Source organism: Leptothermofonsia sp. ETS-13, assembly GCF_049200465.1.
GTDB lineage: Bacteria > Cyanobacteriota > Cyanobacteriia > Leptolyngbyales > Leptolyngbyaceae > Leptothermofonsia.
The window spans coordinates 4492429-4507852 of the sequence record NZ_CP120836.1; the positions used below are offsets into that span (position 1 = coordinate 4492429).

General features: G+C 50.8%; 18 protein-coding genes and 2 pseudogenes. 10 read left to right on the top strand and 10 right to left on the bottom strand.

Annotated elements, in window-relative coordinates; translation table 11 throughout:
- Window positions 1-60: 60 nt before the first annotated feature.
- Complete coding sequence (locus P4D80_RS20385) at window positions 61-555, bottom strand: hypothetical protein (protein ID WP_421655851.1); 495 nt, start codon at window positions 553-555, stop codon at window positions 61-63.
- 11 nt (window positions 556-566) lie between these two features.
- Entirely contained in the window at window positions 567-878 is a 312-nt protein-coding gene (locus P4D80_RS20390) for a cation-transporting P-type ATPase (RefSeq protein WP_421659574.1), read from the bottom strand.
- 278 nt (window positions 879-1156) lie between these two features.
- Here P4D80_RS20390 and P4D80_RS20395 point away from each other — a divergent pair, with 278 nt between their 5' ends.
- The 8 genes and pseudogenes from P4D80_RS20395 (at window position 1157) to P4D80_RS20430 (ending at window position 6483) form a co-directional block, all read left to right on the top strand.
- Window positions 1157-1810 carry a tetratricopeptide repeat protein gene (locus P4D80_RS20395; protein WP_421655852.1) on the top strand — a complete coding sequence of 218 codons (654 nt, stop codon included), beginning with the start codon at window positions 1157-1159 and terminating at the stop codon, window positions 1808-1810.
- Between the two features lie 35 nt (window positions 1811-1845).
- Window positions 1846-2184, top strand: a complete 339-nt coding sequence (locus tag P4D80_RS20400) for a hypothetical protein (protein WP_421655853.1) — start codon at window positions 1846-1848, stop codon at window positions 2182-2184.
- On the top strand, window positions 2123-2458 hold the full coding sequence (locus P4D80_RS20405) for a hypothetical protein (RefSeq protein WP_421655854.1): 336 nt from the start codon (window positions 2123-2125) through the stop codon (window positions 2456-2458). Before P4D80_RS20400 ends, P4D80_RS20405 begins: the two co-directional genes overlap by 62 nt.
- A pseudogene (locus tag P4D80_RS20410) lies at window positions 2349-3201 on the top strand (CHAT domain-containing protein). The gene P4D80_RS20405 and the pseudogene P4D80_RS20410 overlap by 110 nt, the downstream one beginning before the upstream one ends.
- Window positions 3185-3301, top strand: coding sequence for a CHAT domain-containing protein (locus P4D80_RS20415; protein ID WP_421655855.1), 117 nt, complete (start codon window positions 3185-3187; stop codon window positions 3299-3301). The pseudogene P4D80_RS20410 and the gene P4D80_RS20415 overlap by 17 nt, the downstream one beginning before the upstream one ends.
- A gap of 15 nt (window positions 3302-3316) precedes the next feature.
- The gene (locus P4D80_RS20420; RefSeq protein ID WP_421655856.1) at window positions 3317-3598 is read left to right on the top strand and encodes a hypothetical protein; all 282 of its coding nucleotides are present in this window, start codon (window positions 3317-3319) and stop codon (window positions 3596-3598) included.
- Complete coding sequence (locus tag P4D80_RS20425; RefSeq protein WP_421655857.1) at window positions 3558-5510, top strand: caspase family protein; 1953 nt, start codon at window positions 3558-3560, stop codon at window positions 5508-5510. Before P4D80_RS20420 ends, P4D80_RS20425 begins: the two co-directional genes overlap by 41 nt.
- Window positions 5511-5925: 415 nt before the next feature.
- A complete protein-coding gene (locus tag P4D80_RS20430; protein WP_421655858.1) occupies window positions 5926-6483 on the top strand; it encodes a 2'-5' RNA ligase family protein in 558 nt (185 codons plus the stop codon).
- A 75-nt stretch (window positions 6484-6558) separates the two neighbouring features.
- Here the strand turns inward: P4D80_RS20430 and lipA are convergent, their stop codons facing one another.
- Window positions 6559-7497, bottom strand: coding sequence for a lipoyl synthase (gene lipA / locus P4D80_RS20435; protein WP_421655859.1), 939 nt, complete (start codon window positions 7495-7497; stop codon window positions 6559-6561).
- A gap of 267 nt (window positions 7498-7764) precedes the next feature.
- On the opposite strand from lipA, the gene P4D80_RS20440 reads away from it, so the two are divergent.
- A complete protein-coding gene (locus P4D80_RS20440) occupies window positions 7765-8304 on the top strand; it encodes a response regulator (RefSeq protein ID WP_421655860.1) in 540 nt (179 codons plus the stop codon).
- Between the two features lie 107 nt (window positions 8305-8411).
- Here the strand turns inward: P4D80_RS20440 and P4D80_RS20445 are convergent, their stop codons facing one another.
- The 3 genes and pseudogenes from P4D80_RS20445 to P4D80_RS20455 form a co-directional block, all read right to left on the bottom strand.
- Window positions 8412-8828, bottom strand: coding sequence for a hypothetical protein (locus tag P4D80_RS20445; RefSeq protein WP_421655861.1), 417 nt, complete (start codon window positions 8826-8828; stop codon window positions 8412-8414).
- Window positions 8815-9419, bottom strand: a pseudogene (gene recR / locus P4D80_RS20450) (recombination mediator RecR). The gene P4D80_RS20445 and the pseudogene recR overlap by 14 nt, the downstream one beginning before the upstream one ends.
- A gap of 44 nt (window positions 9420-9463) precedes the next feature.
- Window positions 9464-9814 (bottom strand): histidine triad nucleotide-binding protein, encoded by a 351-nt coding sequence (locus P4D80_RS20455; protein ID WP_421655862.1) that lies wholly within the window; start codon window positions 9812-9814, stop codon window positions 9464-9466.
- A 614-nt stretch (window positions 9815-10428) separates the two neighbouring features.
- On the opposite strand from P4D80_RS20455, the gene P4D80_RS20460 reads away from it, so the two are divergent.
- Entirely contained in the window at window positions 10429-10563 is a 135-nt protein-coding gene (locus tag P4D80_RS20460; protein WP_421655863.1) for a hypothetical protein, read from the top strand.
- Window positions 10564-10904: 341 nt separating this feature from the next.
- Here P4D80_RS20460 and P4D80_RS20465 read toward each other — a convergent pair whose 3' ends face one another.
- The 4 genes from P4D80_RS20465 to psaB all read right to left on the bottom strand — a co-directional run bounded on the left by P4D80_RS20465 (window position 10905) and on the right by psaB (window position 15325).
- Window positions 10905-11045: a photosystem I reaction center subunit IX gene (locus P4D80_RS20465; RefSeq protein ID WP_421655864.1), complete on the bottom strand. Its 141-nt coding sequence runs from the start codon at window positions 11043-11045 to the stop codon at window positions 10905-10907.
- 52 nt (window positions 11046-11097) lie between these two features.
- Window positions 11098-11586: a Photosystem I reaction center subunit III gene (locus P4D80_RS20470; RefSeq protein WP_421655865.1), complete on the bottom strand. Its 489-nt coding sequence runs from the start codon at window positions 11584-11586 to the stop codon at window positions 11098-11100.
- Between the two features lie 692 nt (window positions 11587-12278).
- Window positions 12279-12848: a photosystem I reaction center subunit XI gene (locus P4D80_RS20475; protein WP_421655866.1), complete on the bottom strand. Its 570-nt coding sequence runs from the start codon at window positions 12846-12848 to the stop codon at window positions 12279-12281.
- A gap of 245 nt (window positions 12849-13093) precedes the next feature.
- Window positions 13094-15325, bottom strand: coding sequence for a photosystem I core protein PsaB (psaB, locus tag P4D80_RS20480; protein WP_421655867.1), 2232 nt, complete (start codon window positions 15323-15325; stop codon window positions 13094-13096).
- Window positions 15326-15424 lie beyond the last annotated feature (99 nt).

Consider the following 15424-nt stretch of genomic DNA (forward strand, 5'->3'; position numbering starts at 1 on the left):
AATTGTGTCGCTTCATCCCAGCATTACTCTGGCAGATGTGTATGCAGCCTTGGCTTACTATCACGATCCGATCGCCAGCGTAATTGTTACGATTGCCGGTAACCCTTCTGGTACAGCACTCACCGCCAGAGCAATTGCACTTTTGAAGGTTTCCACAAAAGAGTATTCCGGACGGGCGGTACCGACGGCAAATGCCAGGGTTGCCATGCCTAAAACAAATAAGTATAGAGCAGTGTGCGACTTCTCCACGGGTAACGATTCTCCCGTCAATGCCGATTTGTCCAGTTGCAGGTCGAACGCCTCTACCAGGCGCACATCGGCTGGAACGCGATCGCCTGCTGCCAGTAGGAGCAAATCGCCAGGAACCAGCTCACTTGAAGGAATCCGCACCTTCTCATCATCCCCAATTACCGTGGCTTCTGTAGTGACAACCTCTGTGAGGGCCGCGATCGCATTTTCGGCTCTGGCTTCTTGAATGTAGCCAATCAATGCATTGCTAACCGCAACGGCAAAAATCACACCTACATCTACCACTTCTTTGAACAGTGCTGTCACCACTGCTGCGACTAGCAGAATATATTGAACAGGTTAATTAAACTGCTGAAGAAATCGTCGCCAGTTGCTTTCTTTTTCTCGATTTCATTTGCACCGTAACGCTGCTGTCGCCTGGTTGCCTCATGGGGTGTGAGTCCAAGTTCAGTATCACTTCCTAGCAGTTGAGCAACTTTGGATTCGGGAAGGGAATGCCAGAGTTGGTCTGATAAAATACGAGACTTACTCCAAAAGGTCTGAACGCTACACGGTGATTTCGTCAGAACTGAACGGTCAGTTTGACAGGGTGATTTAAGATAATGCCTTCCAGTGTAGCGAATACGGATCGGGGAGCTTTGTCAAAAGCCCTAAATGCACAGGGCAAACCCATACTCTCAATAACGCACGGTTTTTCCCATCAATCAATGTTCATGTTCAACAAAGCTGCATATGTTGTCAGGGCTGAGAGGGATGATGATATAGCGATAGTCATTGTGGTTAAGACGGGGTGCAGAGGTGGAATCCCTGGCTGGGGGCAAAGTCCCCACTCCCTCTCTAATTCCAATGTTCTAACGCACCCGCGTAGAGCTATATTAACCAATTAATCTGCAATGGTAGGAAAGCGATGATGCGTTCCCAGATTCAGTTCCTCAGCCTTACGACAGCGACTCTGTTGCTCACCTTCTTCCCCCTTCCTCTCCCTCTCCCCCACCCCCCCGCCCCGGCTCAGGCACAGACGATTGATGCCCGCAAAACCGAGGCAGATCGCTTGTTGCGACGGGGCATTGAACTATTTCAAATCAGCCAGGTTGAAGCTGCTTTAGAGTCCTGGCAACAAGCCCTCCAAATTTATCGGGCAATCCAAGACCGACGGGGGGAAGGAGCATCCCTGGGCAATTTGGGCATTGCTTACCACGCGCTGGGCAACTATAGCAAAGCGATCGAGTATCACCAACAAAGTTTAGCGATTAATCGGGCAATCCAAGACCGACGGGGGGAAGGAGCATCCCTGGGCAATTTGGGCAATGCTTACCACGCGCTGGGCAACTATAGCAAAGCGATTGAGTATCAGGAACAAAGTTTAGCAATTAAGCGGGCAATCCAAGACCGACAGGGGGAAGGAGCATCCCTGGGCAATTTGGGCAATGCTTACCACGCGCTGGGCAACTATGGCAAAGCGATCGAGTATCACCAACAAAGTTTAGCGATTAATCGGGCAATCCAAGACCGACGGGGAGAGGGAGGAATCCAAAATAATTTAGGTTTAGTAGGTTTTTAGGTTTAGTAGGTTTAGCTTTCTTTCGGTCTGGTAATTTGACGGCAGCGGCGAAGGTGCTCCTGGATGGGATTGTTACCCAGGAATTGCTGCGGCAAACGGGAGCAGGCAATGATGCCAACAAAGTTTCCATTTTTGAGGAACAAGCTCGTACCTATCGCACTTTGCAGCAAGTGTTTGTCGCTCAAAATCAACCCAATGCTGCTCTGGAAATTGCCGAACGGGGACGGGCGCGGGCGTTTGTGGAGTTGTTGGCGCAGCGGTTGGGGAGCCAGGAGCCAGGAGCCAGGAGTCAAGCCCCCTACGATCGCCCAATTGCAGCAAATTGCCAAAGCCCAAAATGCTTCCCTGGTACAATACTCCATCATTTACGATGACTTTACACTTCAGGGTAAACAGGAAGCTCGCCAGTCTGAACTCTACATCTGGGTGATCGAACCCGATGGAACTATCACCTTCCGCAAAACGGACCTCAAACCCCTGTGGCAGCAGCAAAATATTTCCCTGGCAGATCTGGTGGTGCAAAGTCGGGAGACGATGGGTGCCAGAGGTAGGGCTGAGGTGGTGGTTTCCCCTGACACCAGAACGGCGGCAACAACTGCAAGCCCAACAGACCCGCAACCTGAAACAATTACACCAATTATTGATTGAGCCGATTGCCGATCGCCTGCCCCAGGACCCAAATCAACGAGTCATCTTGATTCCACAATATGAATTGTTCCTGGTGCCGTTTCCGGCATTGCTCGATGCCAGCAACACACCCTTGATTGAAAACCACACCATTCTGACGGCCCCTTCGATTCAGGTTTTGGAATTGACTCGTCAGCGGAGGAGGGGAATGGAGAAGGGGGAGAGGGGAGGGGGGAAAGCACTGGTGGTTGGCAATCCGACGATGCCAAAGGTCGTCACGCGGATTGGCGATCAACCCGTACAACTGGCTGACCTGCCAGGGGCAAAACGGGAAGCGATGGCAATTGCCACGCTGCTCAACACCCAAGCGATTACCGGGGCACAGGCAACCAAAGCCGCGATCGCCCAGCAAATGCCGAATGCTCGCATGATCCATCTGGCGACTCACGGATTACTGGATGACACCAAAGGATTAGGTGTACCAGGTGCGATCGCCCTCGCTCCTGCGGGGAACGGTCAACTCAACGATGGCTTACTTACCGCCGACGAAATTCTGGACATGAAACTGAATGCCGAACTGGTGGTCCTGAGCGCCTGCGATACGGGACGGGGGGAGAATTACCGGCGACGGCGTGATTGGACTGTCGCGATCGCTGATCACCGCAGGCGTTCCCAGTATCGTCGTGTCCCTCTGGAAAGTCCCCGATGACTCTACGGCCTTGCTCATGACTGAGTTTTACAAAAAACTTGCAGAAATCTCCTGACAAAGCACAGGCACTGCGCCAGGCCATGCTGACCGCCAGAGCTAAATATGCCGACCCACTCCATTGGGCTGCATTTACATTAATGGGTGAAGCCGAGTAGCAAGGTAATTGCACCATGTCCCCAATAAAACGCCGTCACTTTCTCCAATTTGCCGGATCAACCCTGGCAGCGCTGGGAGCCAATCAGTTGACCTTTCTGCATCAGGCAGACCGTTACGGTCAAGTCCTGGCCCAAGGGAGCCCTGGTAGAAAGCTAGCTCTCCTGGTAGGGATTAACAACTATCCTGCCCCCATCCGAACCCTACAGGGCTGTCTCACCGATGTGGAATTGCAACGGGAACTGTTGGTATATCGCTATGGCTTCAATCCGAGTGACATTTTATTTAATTGTGAGTGACAGTGCATCTCTCAAACCCACCCGTCAAACCATTCTGGATGCATTTCAACAGCATTTAATTCAACAGGCAAAACCGGGTGATGTAGTGGTGTTTCACTTTTCAGGACACGGCTCTTTAGTACTCGATCCAAACCCTATCCCAGGTTTTGTAAAAGAGGGGAAGGGGGTGAATGGGACAATGGTTCCCCGCGATCGCGCCACCGCCAATCCCGACCAGGTGCAGGACATCATGGGACGCAGCCTGTTTCTGCTGATGTCTGCCTTGCAAACAGAAAATGTCACGGTAGTCCTGGACAGTTGCCACTCCGGCGGGGGGACCCGGGGTAATCTTGAGTTTCGAGCAACCTCTTCCCGTTACGGCGGAAATGATCCAGCCAATCCCAGTCCGGTAGAGCTGGAGTTTCAAAAACGTTGGATGGCCAACCTCAAGCTATCTGAGCAGGAATTTAACCAGCAGCGGATTCAAATTGCTAAAGGAGTGGCGATCGGCTCTGCTCAGTATGACCAGCTAGCTGCGGATGCTCCCTTCGATGGGTTTTATGCAGGCGCTTTCACCTATCTGCTGACTCGTTATCTCTGGCAGCAAACCCGCAACGAGGGAGTCGGGACGGTGTTTGTCAACCTGACGCGCAGTATAAAAGATGTGGCAAATATGTCTGGTGTGGTTCAGGACCCTATTTATGCAGTCAACCCAGAGAGTAACGGACAGAAACCTGTTTACTTTCTGGCTCCTGCCACACCCCCTGCTGAGGCGGTTGTGCGACGAGTGGATGGCAACCAGATCGAGTTCTGGTTAGGCGGGGTGTCTTCCTACAGTTTGGAAGCTGGGGATGAGGACAGTATCTTTGCCCTGATGGATGCCTCTGGCCAGGAACTGGGAGAGGTGAAACAGACCTCGCGGCAGGGGTTAGTAGGCTATGGCAAGCTGCAAAGAGGGCAGATCAGTATTGTGAAACCCGGCATTTTAATGCGGGAAAAGGTCCGGGGTGTGCCAGCGGATGTGAAATTACAAATGGGATTGGATGCATCCCTGGGGCCGGAGCGATCGCACGCTACCACGGTACTGCGATCGGTGGGCAGGATTGAGATTGTGCCAGTTGGTCAGGGGGCTAAGATTGACTACTTGCTGGGTCGGATGACGCCAGAGTATCTGAAGCAGGCAAATCAACAAAAACTGACCGACCTTCCTGTATCAGGCAGCATTGGTTTGTTTACAGCTGGGCTAATTCCGATTACTGCAACCTTCTCTAAAACACCTGGAGAATCGATTTCAGACACGGTTGAGCGGTTACGCCCCCGGTTCAAATCACTGCTGGCTGGCAAGATATTGCAACTGGCAATTGGTGGGGAGCAAGGGAAAAATCGCTTAAACGTGACGACATCCGTTGTTCCCCGCCAGGGAGGACGGGGCACGGCGAAAAATGTTTACCAGTTCAAAGCCGGAACCGACTTTCAGGTGAAAGTTCGCAACAATGAAACGCGCAATCTCTACATTGCTGTGCTGGTGATTGGCAGCAGTGGCAATTTGACGGTGCTCTATCCCTATTGGGATGCGCCTGAGGATGCGGCACTGGTGCCAACCGGGCAGGAACTGCTCACACCGAAAGAGGGGGATGGATACAACTTCACCTTGAGGGGAGCCGGATTTATTGAGGTGTTGACCATTGCCAGTACAAAACCGTTACGGAACACATTGAAAGCGATTCAAATGATCGCGGGCGATCGCGGCATCGGTTCCAGAACAGCACTTACCTTAAGCCGTGGAGATGATTCACTGGATGTGGTGGGTGCGCTACTGAGTGATATTGACCGCAACAGCCGAAGTGCCGATTTCCCAGTATCAGGTGGTAAACAGATGGTAGATACCACTCAGTTAGCTGCCATTTCTAATGTGGTTGAAGTAGTGAAGTAATCATGAAACATTTATAGCTCTAGGCGGGTGCCAGTCCGGCCTGTACTACACCTACAAAGGTCAGCGCATTTCCCTCACGCTACGACAGGAGGCGATCGCGGTTGCCTTCAAACCTGTTTCTACTCGCGATGATATAGCTCTATGCGGGTGCGTTAGGACATTGGAATTAATTAGAGAGGGAGTGGGGGCTTTGCCCCCAGCCAGGGGTTCTACCCCTGTACCCCGTCCTAACCATAATGACTACCCTATACCCAACCGCTTTACTTGCGACTTCAGCAAAGCCTGAATAATCCCAACACCCGCTCACCTTTACCATAAGTACAGATCAGCCCCCTCGCCATGCCTTCACCGTTTCCGGGCATGAAAAGGGGCGGCGTGACTTGCCCAATGTTGGAGTTTCTTCTGGTGAGCCCTCATGAGTTCTTCCAATCGCCGATTTTTCATCGCTCTATTGCCTCCTCAAGAGGTTCAGAATTATGCCAATGAAATCAAGCAAATTTTTGCTGATCGCTATGGGAGTCGGGCTGCGCTGAAGTCTCCACCGCATGTGACCTTGCAGCCGCCGTTTGATTGGTTATCTGAAGATCTGCCAACGCTAATACAACGATTGAGTGAGTTTGCCAGTCAACAGGCACCTGTACCTGTGGAGCTTTCAGGGTTTGGAGCATTTGTGCCTCGCGTTATTTACATCAATGTAGTGAAAACACCAGAATTGCTGGATTTGCAGGCAAAGCTGATGGCTTACATGGAAACGACATTGGGAATCGTTGATCCGGTATCGAAGACGCGATCGTTTGCTCCCCACATGACGGTCGGTTACCGCGATCTGACGAAGCAAAATTTTCGAGCTGCCTGGGCAGAGTTTCAAGCTCAACCTCTACGGTTTAATTTCCAGGTTTTGAATCTCACACTGCTAATTCACGATGGAAAGCGATGGATTATCTATAAAGAGTTTCCGCTAATGGGAGGGTAGGGGGGATGGGGGCATTATTGAAAAGCAGTATGAATCGAAACGAAGTTTCGAGCATACAGCACTTAGGAATGAGGATTACCCATTTTCCCCGGCATGGTAGGAACTCCGCACCAGGGGACCCGATCGCACATGGGAAAAGCCCATCTCGCGGGCGATCGTTCCCAGACGGTCAAACTCTTCGGGTGTCCAGTACTTCTGGACGGGCAGATGCTCCAGCGAAGGGCGCAGGTATTGTCCCAAAGTGAGGCGATCGCACCCCACTTTGCGCAAATCCACCAGCGCCTCAATGACTTCTGCCTCGGTTTCCCCGTGGCCCAGCATTAAGCCCGATTTGGTCGGAATCGCAGGGTTGAGTTCTTTGACGACTTCGAGTACCCGCAGCGATCGCTCATACTTTGCCCCCCGCCGCACCGGGCCCTGTAACCGCCGTACTGTCTCAATATTGTGGTTATAGCAGGCAGGCTGCATGGCAACAACGGTTGCAATCCGCTGCCGTTGAAGGTCATCAGCCGAGCGATCGCTATCCCGCCCGCCCCAAAAGTCGGGAGTCAACACTTCAACCTGGGTGCCGGGGTTGACAGTGCGGATTTGGGCGATCGTCCGGGCAAACCAGCCCGCGCCTCCATCGGGCAAGTCATCCCGTGCCACAGAAGTCAACACCACATAGCGCAACCCCAACAACTTTACCGACTCTGCGATTTTCTCAGGCTCTGCCGGGTCAAGGGGCATGGGAGCGTGACCCTTATCCACCTGGCAAAAGGCACAGGCACGGGTGCAGGTTGGACCCATTAACAAGAACGTTGCCATTCCCTGGGCATAACACTCTCCTCGATTTGGGCACCGTCCTTCCTCACAGATCGTATGAATCTGGCGTTGTTTGATGATGCGTTGCACCGTGGAAATCTCACTGGCTTTACCAACTGGGCGCCGCAGCCACTCAGGCATGGTTTCAATTTCTGCGCGGCGGCGGGAGGTATTTGAAGAAATTGCAGCAGGATTCGTTGCAGCAGACATAGGGTTGGGAATAATAGCCGTTGAAAAGGGATCTCAGTCAGGAATTGTTGATGCACAAGGCGATCAGAATGGCATACTGGCAAAAGCAGAGAGTCCACGTTTCCAGTTGGATTCTTTCAAATTCTAAAGGATTGAAATTGACTCAGCGCTATGGCTGGCTTTAGAGCGATCGCTCCAGGGTCTGATGAGAATCATTCTGTGCTGTAGAGGCTAAACTAGTTGATGCCGTGACACGTTTTTTGCAGTCCTAACCAGAGGAGTTCAGTTGTGGCAAGTCACAAAATCCTGGTCATTGATGACAGCAACGTCATCCGGAATATGGTGCGCGATATGTTACCCAAAGGTAACTTTGAAGTCCTGGAAGCAAAGGATGGTATTCAGGGATTAAACCTGATTCGCCAGGAGCGCCCCAACCTGATTATGCTCGACTTTTTGCTGCCCCGGATGAGCGGCTGGGAGGTGTATCAGCAAATCCAGGCCAGTCAAGAACTCCAAACCATTCCCCTGGTGCTGATGTCCGGTCGGAAGGAAGAAGTCACCGAAAAGCTTCAGGAACCATTTGAGTTTTTTGAATTTGTCCAGAAGCCATTTGATCAGAAGGAATTGATTGATGCCATCAAGGCGGCGATGGCAAAAGCCAAGCGGCGTCCGGTTTCTGTGGCAACGACTGCCTCTGCTAATGGTGCTGCCCCAGCGGGAGACATTCAGGCTTTGAATGAGAAAATCGCCAGGATGCAAGCTGAAATTGATGGTTTGAAGAAGCAGATGGCTCAAATCCTGGCATTCATTAAGCAGAAGTTGAGATAAGAAGAGGGAATGGGAGCGTTTTGAGTTCAAGGGGAAAGGGAGAAACCGGGATTCAGGAGCCAGGAGCCGGGGTTGCGGATATTTCGCATAGCTTCTGAGCAACGGCTTCATCCACATATTCGATTTTGTTGCGCTGCTGCTCTTCCATAGATGGGGCGGAGTCCGTGAAGGTGAGGGTTTTTTGTCTGGCAATTGACATTCAACCAGAGAAACCTGAACACACCCCGGCAGAGTGTACCCGTATCCTCATTGCCTGCATTCAAGACCCAGACGAAGCGATTATCACCAGAACTTTCAAGGGTTTTGGGATTGGCAAAGTAAGCGCAACTGCGGCTAGTAAAGAGCAGGAGGTTGTACCGTTCCCGAATCAGGGTTTCCGTTTCGGGATCGGGGGGAGCCGCGATTGCCGCCGTCGCCCAGCAACACACACTAAGTATCCAGCAACACACACTAAGTATAATCAGCAGTGCAATTTGATTCTTCATACCAACAGGCAAAAGTTTACGGTGGCTAATCCAGTTCACGCCGACCTTCCAATGCCCTTGCCAGAGTCACTTCATCGGCGTACTCCAGATCTCCCCCCCCATAGGCAATCCAAACGCAATTCGTGTCACTTTTGTAAAGGGTTTGAGTAGGTGACCAACATACAGCGTCGTTGTTTCTCCCTCAACACTGGGGCTGATTGCAATGATGACCTCCTCAATCTTCTGCTGACTGACCCGCCGCACTAGTGGTTGAATATGGAGCTGGTCAGGACCAATCCCATCCATAGGCGAAATTAAGCCACCCAGAACATGATACTTACCCCGATACTCACGAGTTTTCTCCAGCGCAATAACATCCCTTGAATCGGCAACAACACAAATGATGTTGCTATCACGGTTAGGGGCGCGGCAAATTTCACAAACCGGCTCGGCAGACAGATGAAAGCAAACAGAACAATAACCAACCTGCTGCTTTGCCTCCATCAGTGCCATTGCTAGGGCTTTTACTTCATTTTCCGGTCGTTTCAGAATATGAAGGGCCAGCCGCTGGGCAGATTTGGGACCAATTCCTGGTAGATGTTGCAGTTGCTCAATTAACCGAGCAAGGGGACGTGTGTAAACCGTTGCCATGCCTCCAAATTTATGACAATTCTAGCGATTTGGGGTAGGGGAGTTTACCCCGGCGGCCATCCCATTTGACGACCACCCAGGATGTGGAGATGGAGGTGATAAACGGTTTGGCCCCCGTCTGGGCCGTTGTTGATCACGATGCGGTAGCCGTTGGTAAGCCCTACCTGGTCTGCAACTCGTTTGGCGGTAAGTAAAAGATGACCCATGAGCGCATGGTCCTGGGATTCGGCGTCTGCCAGTTTGGCGATGGGTTGTTTGGGGATGACCAGGATATGGATGGGAGCCTGGGGATTAACGTCTTTAAACGCGATCGCCAAATTGTCCTCATAAACAATGTCAGCAGGAATTTCTTTGCGGGCAATTTTGCCAAAAATGGTATCGGTTGTTTCGCTCATGCTCACCCTTCCGAGATGGACAAGTCGTCTGTCAGGATTGATTGGAGACCTGCTTAAGATACAAAACCCAATTGCCGGGTATTTTTCAGGCCCAACTCAGGAAAACAGTCTTGACAAACCACTAGTTGAAATTCTAAGGGGTGATGACTGGTTTCTAACGTCTTGGGCCAAACTCAATCACTTTCAGGAAGTGTTCTAAGTAGGTAGCCACAATTAATTGTGAAGGGAGGAGTGGGGCTGCGCCCCCAAAATTATCCTTAATTTAATTGCGCCCAGCTACTTAGAAACCTTACTGGCTCTGTCGAGACATGGAACATCTCTCTAGAGAATAACTCTAGAACTAGCACACTGCCCACTTTCAGAATCTGTTAATACTTTAGTAGCGATTTAATCCGCGGATAGGTTCCCACCTGACCAAATGGTTTGACTCAACCATGCAGAACTAGAGATCCCCTCTCCTCGTCTCAATGTTCATAGCAATTCTTCTGTCTGAGGTTCTTGTTTCGGAACGTAACAATTTCCGCCTATCGTTAAGAAACGTTGCGAACCCATGATCCCCTTGTTAACGTATTTGGGTGTCTACCCGGGTACGACTCAAAGAAAACCAACGATGAGTGCACTACTCAAAGGAGGATCTGATGTTGACTTTAGCGATCGTGTTCTTTGGTGGCTGGCTACTGGCTGCCACAATTGGAACCTGGGCATACTTCGCCGGAGAAGGCGACCCATCTAAGACCCCGAAAGCGTAGGTTTTTCTGTCGGCGCTCTCGGCGCTGTCAGTTCGTAATGAGTGCTGAGGGCTTCCCTGTTGAGCGATCAGGGAAGCCCTTTCTAAGGAAGTTGCTCAAGTCTAGTGGTCTAGCAAGACTGTTTCAAGGGGTCGAAAACCCTTAAAACACCCTAGAAATGCATTTTATAGATTTAAGGGGTAACTTAAATTAACCTAACGGACTAAGTAGGTAGCCATAATTGATTGTCAAGGGGGGAGTGGGGGCTGCGCCCACAGGCAGGGGGTTTCACCCCCTCCATCCCCGAAATTATCCTTAATTTAATTGCGCCTAGCTACTTACTGGACTTATGCCATCGTCCACTAGGGAACTGAATGGAAATAAGTTCCGTACTGTAAACCTGGGAAGAAACGATTCAGCTCAATCAAGATTCCAGAGAAGATGATCATGGCAAGGGTTGCCATGATGGGGGCACTGGTCAGGTATTTGAAAAAGTGTTTCATGAGGAAACTCCTGTAAGGTTTGGATGGATTCAAAGGCTTTTTAGACAAGGTTTTATCGCGGTGAAATCGGAATTTCACTATCCCTAGCTGTTAACTGTCCGCTAACCAATTCTTGAAGAAACATGACAGGCCAGAGTAACCCTTTGATGAAGGATTGAATGGCTAAAGGAAGATCAATAAAAATCTCCTTTTCCTCAGGATTACTGGATTTGTTAGTCGCCTGTAAGTAGGAGCGACCTGACCAACCAATAAATCCAGCCGTGTATAGAAATATGGAAAATGGAATCAAAACATCAATGAACCGATCCAATCGGATTGGCAGGTGAGGCAACCCATCTTCGCCACAAGCCAGTTCAGATCCATAAACTTCAAATGGTTTATTGAAGTAGTAGGTATCAGGAGCCTGGCTTCTACGCTGTTGAAATGCGGGGGATTGATTGCAGGGGACTAAGACTCCATCAGCCGAAGCAGGAGGAACATTACTCAGGGAGATGAACAGTACGGAAATGGGTATTAGCAAACAGACCAAAATTTTACGCATGAAATGGTCTCCTGTAGGGATTGAATTTCAGGTTTTGTTGGCTCTATTGCCTGAATGATGCTAAGTAAGCAGGTAGCCTTAATTAATTGTTAAGGGGGGAGTGGGGTCTGTGCTCCCAGGCAAAGGGTTTCACCCCCTCCACCTCCAAAATTATCCTTAATTTAATTGCGCCTAGCTACTTAGCTCGCATCGATAAACTAAAGATGGCTAATGGCTTTTGACTATTAGCGATTGGTTGTTAACTATAGCGATCCTATTTGGATTGTGAGAAAGGATTCCTACGGAATTCTTTCTTACAAAGCCTCTCAATCTCACGACTGATTTAGGCCTGCTATATTAGCTATTTGTAATGACACGAGACGTTATTCCCACTTGATCAGTGCGTTACGCTATCGCTAACAGCACCCTACAGAACCTCGTGTGTCGATACAGCAATCGCTATTTTCAAGTCAGCTTTCTTCTTCAACGGATTCTCTTTCAATCCAAAGAAAAATAAGTGCCACGATTGGGAAAGGTAGGATGTAGAAAACTAAGGGAATCATAAGCCAGGGTAACCATGAAGCGGCGTAGTCACCTGTTAACTGGGTTATGTCTGTAACCATGATGCTTGCTCCTAATAATTGTTGATTTTTGGTCATTTGTCATAGAGTCTGTTGGAAGCTGAATGGGAAAACTCTGGTGACCAATAACCCCTATCCAAAAATCCAGGGAAGTAGATTTTGACTGACGTTGACGGCTCCCCGCAGAATGGCATCCAGCTCGGTGAAGTTTTCTAGCAAGAGATAGGCAAATATGGCCCCTCCCATCGAGCCTAAAAGAATGCCGCCGCTCAATTGGAACCAATCTTCTTTTTTTCTCAGGGGCCTTAGCTCATCTGTTGAGTTGGAGTTGTAGGTTCCTCGTGGATCTCCCTGAAAAGTTGCAAGGGCAAAAATGGAAATTCCCAGGCAGGCGGATACGGTGATGTAAATGGCAGTGATGAGTCCACTCAGGTTAGCCCCATGGGTTGTTTCTCTCAGTGGTCCCACAACAACTTGGGGACCGACCAGGAAGAAACCGTGTGCCATCCCAATTTCTAGCCCACGCATGAAAGGGGTTAGCCCAGGACGGTATGCTGGGAGATTTTGAATGTAAGCCCTGACGATGGGAGAGTCATTGAACGGAGTCGATAGATTGCCCCGGAATGGATCTCCTTTATAGGGTTTAACCGGGTCAACTCCTTCATAAACAGAAGACAGATCGGTCTGACTTGTTGCAGCCATGTTTTTTTACCTTTTTGAACACAAGAGATGAATTCCTTCTGGAAAGAGAAGGGGGCTGGAAAGAGAAGGGGGCGATCGCCCAATCAACCATTTGGGAGTCTGGCCCCCTTCTGATACACTCTTAGGTGATTGAGAGAAAAGTCCTGATCGTAATAGCCATTGACCAGGACTCCATGAGACGAGGAGAGTCTCACGCTTGTTAGATAGGGGCGTTCATGACACGCCCCTATCTCATGTTTGGAGGGCTAGCCAAACTTGGAAGCCGTTGCCCCGATCAGGAAGGCTCCATAGGTGGCGATGTACCCGACCGTGAAGTGGGTTAAGCCAACCAGTCGTCCCTGCACAATAGACAGAGCGACGGGCTTATCCTTGGGATAACCAAAGGACAGGGGAGTGTTTTCGTGAGCCCATACGAGGGTTTCGATTAACTCCTGCCAGTAACCCCGCCAGACGATCAGGAACATGAAACTAATGGCCCAAACCAGGTGCCCAAACAGGAACATCCATGCCCATACTGCCAGGGAAGTGGTGCCATAGGGGTTGTAGCCATTGACCAGGGGGCCGGAGTATAGCCACAGGTAATCGCGCAACCAGCCCATCAGGTAAGTAGAGCTTTCGTTGAACTGCGCGACGTTGCCACCCCAGATTGCCAGATGCTTCCAGTGGAAGTAGAAGGTGATCCAGCCGAGGGTGTTGAGCATCCAGAACATGGCGAGGTAGAAACCATCCCAGGCAGAGATATCGCACGTGCCACCCCGACCGGGACCATCGCAGGGGAAACTGTAGCCGAAGTCTTTCTTATCGGGCATCAGTTTGGAACCGCGAGCATCGAGGGCACTCTTGACCAGGATTAGGGTGGTGACGTGCAAACCGAGGGCGATCGCGTGATGCACATAAAAGTCACCCGGTCCAATCGTCAGGAACAGGGAATTGGTACCGTTGTTAATCGCTTCTAACCAGTTAGGTAGCCAGACGTTGCCATAGTTGGGCCAGGCCGTAGAGGCAATGCTATCTGGGTTTGAGAGCAGAGTACTGACTCCGTACAACGTCTTGCCATGAATCGCCTGAATCCATTGAGCAAACACAGGCTCGATCAGGATTTGCTTTTCAGGGGCACCAAAGGCCACCTCACAGTCGTTATGGACATATAACCCCAGGGTATGGAAGCCTAGGAAGAGGGATACCCAACTCAGGTGCGAGATGATTGCTTCCTTATGTGCCAATACCCTGGCCAGAACGTTGTCTCGATTCAGTTCGGGGTCATAGTCCCGCACCATGAAGATGGCTCCGTGGGCAAAGGCACCCACCATCAGGAATCCAGCAATGTACTGGTGATGGGTATAGAGTGCCGACTGTGTTGTAAAGTCCTTCGCAATAAAGGCATAGGGCGGCATGGAATACATGTGCTGGGCCACCAGGGAAGTGATGACTCCCAGGCAAGCCAGGTGCCAGCCCAACTGGAAATGCAGTGAGTTGTTGTAGGTTTCGTAAATGCCCTGGTGTCCCCGTCCAGTTCTGGGCGCAATGAAGAACCCCTTCCAACCCGGACCTTGCAGGGCATCCAGCATTTCCTTGAGGCCATGCCCGATGCCCCAGTTAGTGCGGTACATGTGCCCCGCAACAATGAACAGAACAGCGATCGCCAGATGATGATGCGCCATATCCGTCAACCAGAGGGACTGGGTTTGTGGGTGGAAGCCGCCCAGGAAGGTGAGAATTGCCGTTCCAGCCCCCTGGGATGTGCCAAAGACGTGGGCAGCCGTATCCGGGTTCTCGGCATAGACTCCCCAGTTTCCGGTAAAGAAAGCTCCCAAACCTGCCGGGTGGGGTGGAGTGGTGAGGAAGTTATCCCAGCCCACATGCTGACCTCGCGATTCGGGAATCGCCACATGGATCAGGTGTCCTGCCCAGGCCAGAGAGCTCACCCCAAATAGCCCAGCCAGGTGATGGTTAAGGCGGGATTCTGCATTCTTAAACCAGGCGAGGCCGGGGCGGTATTTGGGTTGGAGGTGAAGCCAACCGGCATACAGAAAGATGGCTGCTAACAGCAGTAGAAAAATCGATCCGGTAAACAGGTCAGCATTGGTGCGCATTCCCTGGGTATACCACCAGTGATAAACACCGGAGTAGCAGATATCAACCGGGTTCCGTGCCCCGGCGCGGGTAAATGCCTCGATCGCTGCCGGACCCAACTGGGCATCCCAAATCGCGTGGGCGATGGGTTTGATATTTACCGGATCTTTGATCCATTGCTCAAAGTTACCTTGCCAGGCTACATGAAACAGAACGCCCGATGTCCACAGAAAAATGATTGCCAGATGACCAAAGTGGGAGGCGAATATCTTTTGATAGAGATTCTCCTCGGTCATGCCATCGTGGCTTTCAAAATCGTGGGCTGTAGCGATCGCATAGAAGATCCGCCGAGTCGTAGGGTCTCCCTGAAGGTCCTGGCTAAATTTTGGAAATTTAGTCGCCATAGCTCTAAATAGGTTTGAGTTTTGAATGTTGAATGTTGAGTTAGGGAAGGAAGTGATTGAAGCGAGTTTTAAGCCTGAGTTTTGGGCGATCGATTCGGT

Excerpts from the sequence above, each read along its gene's own strand:
- P4D80_RS20395 (WP_421655852.1), top strand. The coding sequence starts at position 1,157 with ATGATGCGTTCCCAGATTCAGTTCCTCAGCCTTACGACAGCGACTCTG.
- P4D80_RS20475 (WP_421655866.1), bottom strand. The coding sequence starts at position 12,848 with ATGGCTGCAACAAGTCAGACCGATCTGTCTTCTGTTTATGAAGGAGTT.
- P4D80_RS20430 (WP_421655858.1), top strand. The coding sequence starts at position 5,926 with ATGAGTTCTTCCAATCGCCGATTTTTCATCGCTCTATTGCCTCCTCAA.
- P4D80_RS20470 (WP_421655865.1), bottom strand. The coding sequence starts at position 11,586 with ATGCGTAAAATTTTGGTCTGTTTGCTAATACCCATTTCCGTACTGTTC.
- lipA (WP_421655859.1), bottom strand. The coding sequence starts at position 7,497 with ATGTCTGCTGCAACGAATCCTGCTGCAATTTCTTCAAATACCTCCCGC.
- P4D80_RS20420 (WP_421655856.1), top strand. The coding sequence starts at position 3,317 with ATGTCCCCAATAAAACGCCGTCACTTTCTCCAATTTGCCGGATCAACC.
- psaB (WP_421655867.1), bottom strand. The coding sequence starts at position 15,325 with ATGGCGACTAAATTTCCAAAATTTAGCCAGGACCTTCAGGGAGACCCT.
- P4D80_RS20425 (WP_421655857.1), top strand. The coding sequence starts at position 3,558 with ATGGCTTCAATCCGAGTGACATTTTATTTAATTGTGAGTGACAGTGCA.
- P4D80_RS20465 (WP_421655864.1), bottom strand. The coding sequence starts at position 11,045 with ATGAAACACTTTTTCAAATACCTGACCAGTGCCCCCATCATGGCAACC.
- P4D80_RS20455 (WP_421655862.1), bottom strand. The coding sequence starts at position 9,814 with ATGAGCGAAACAACCGATACCATTTTTGGCAAAATTGCCCGCAAAGAA.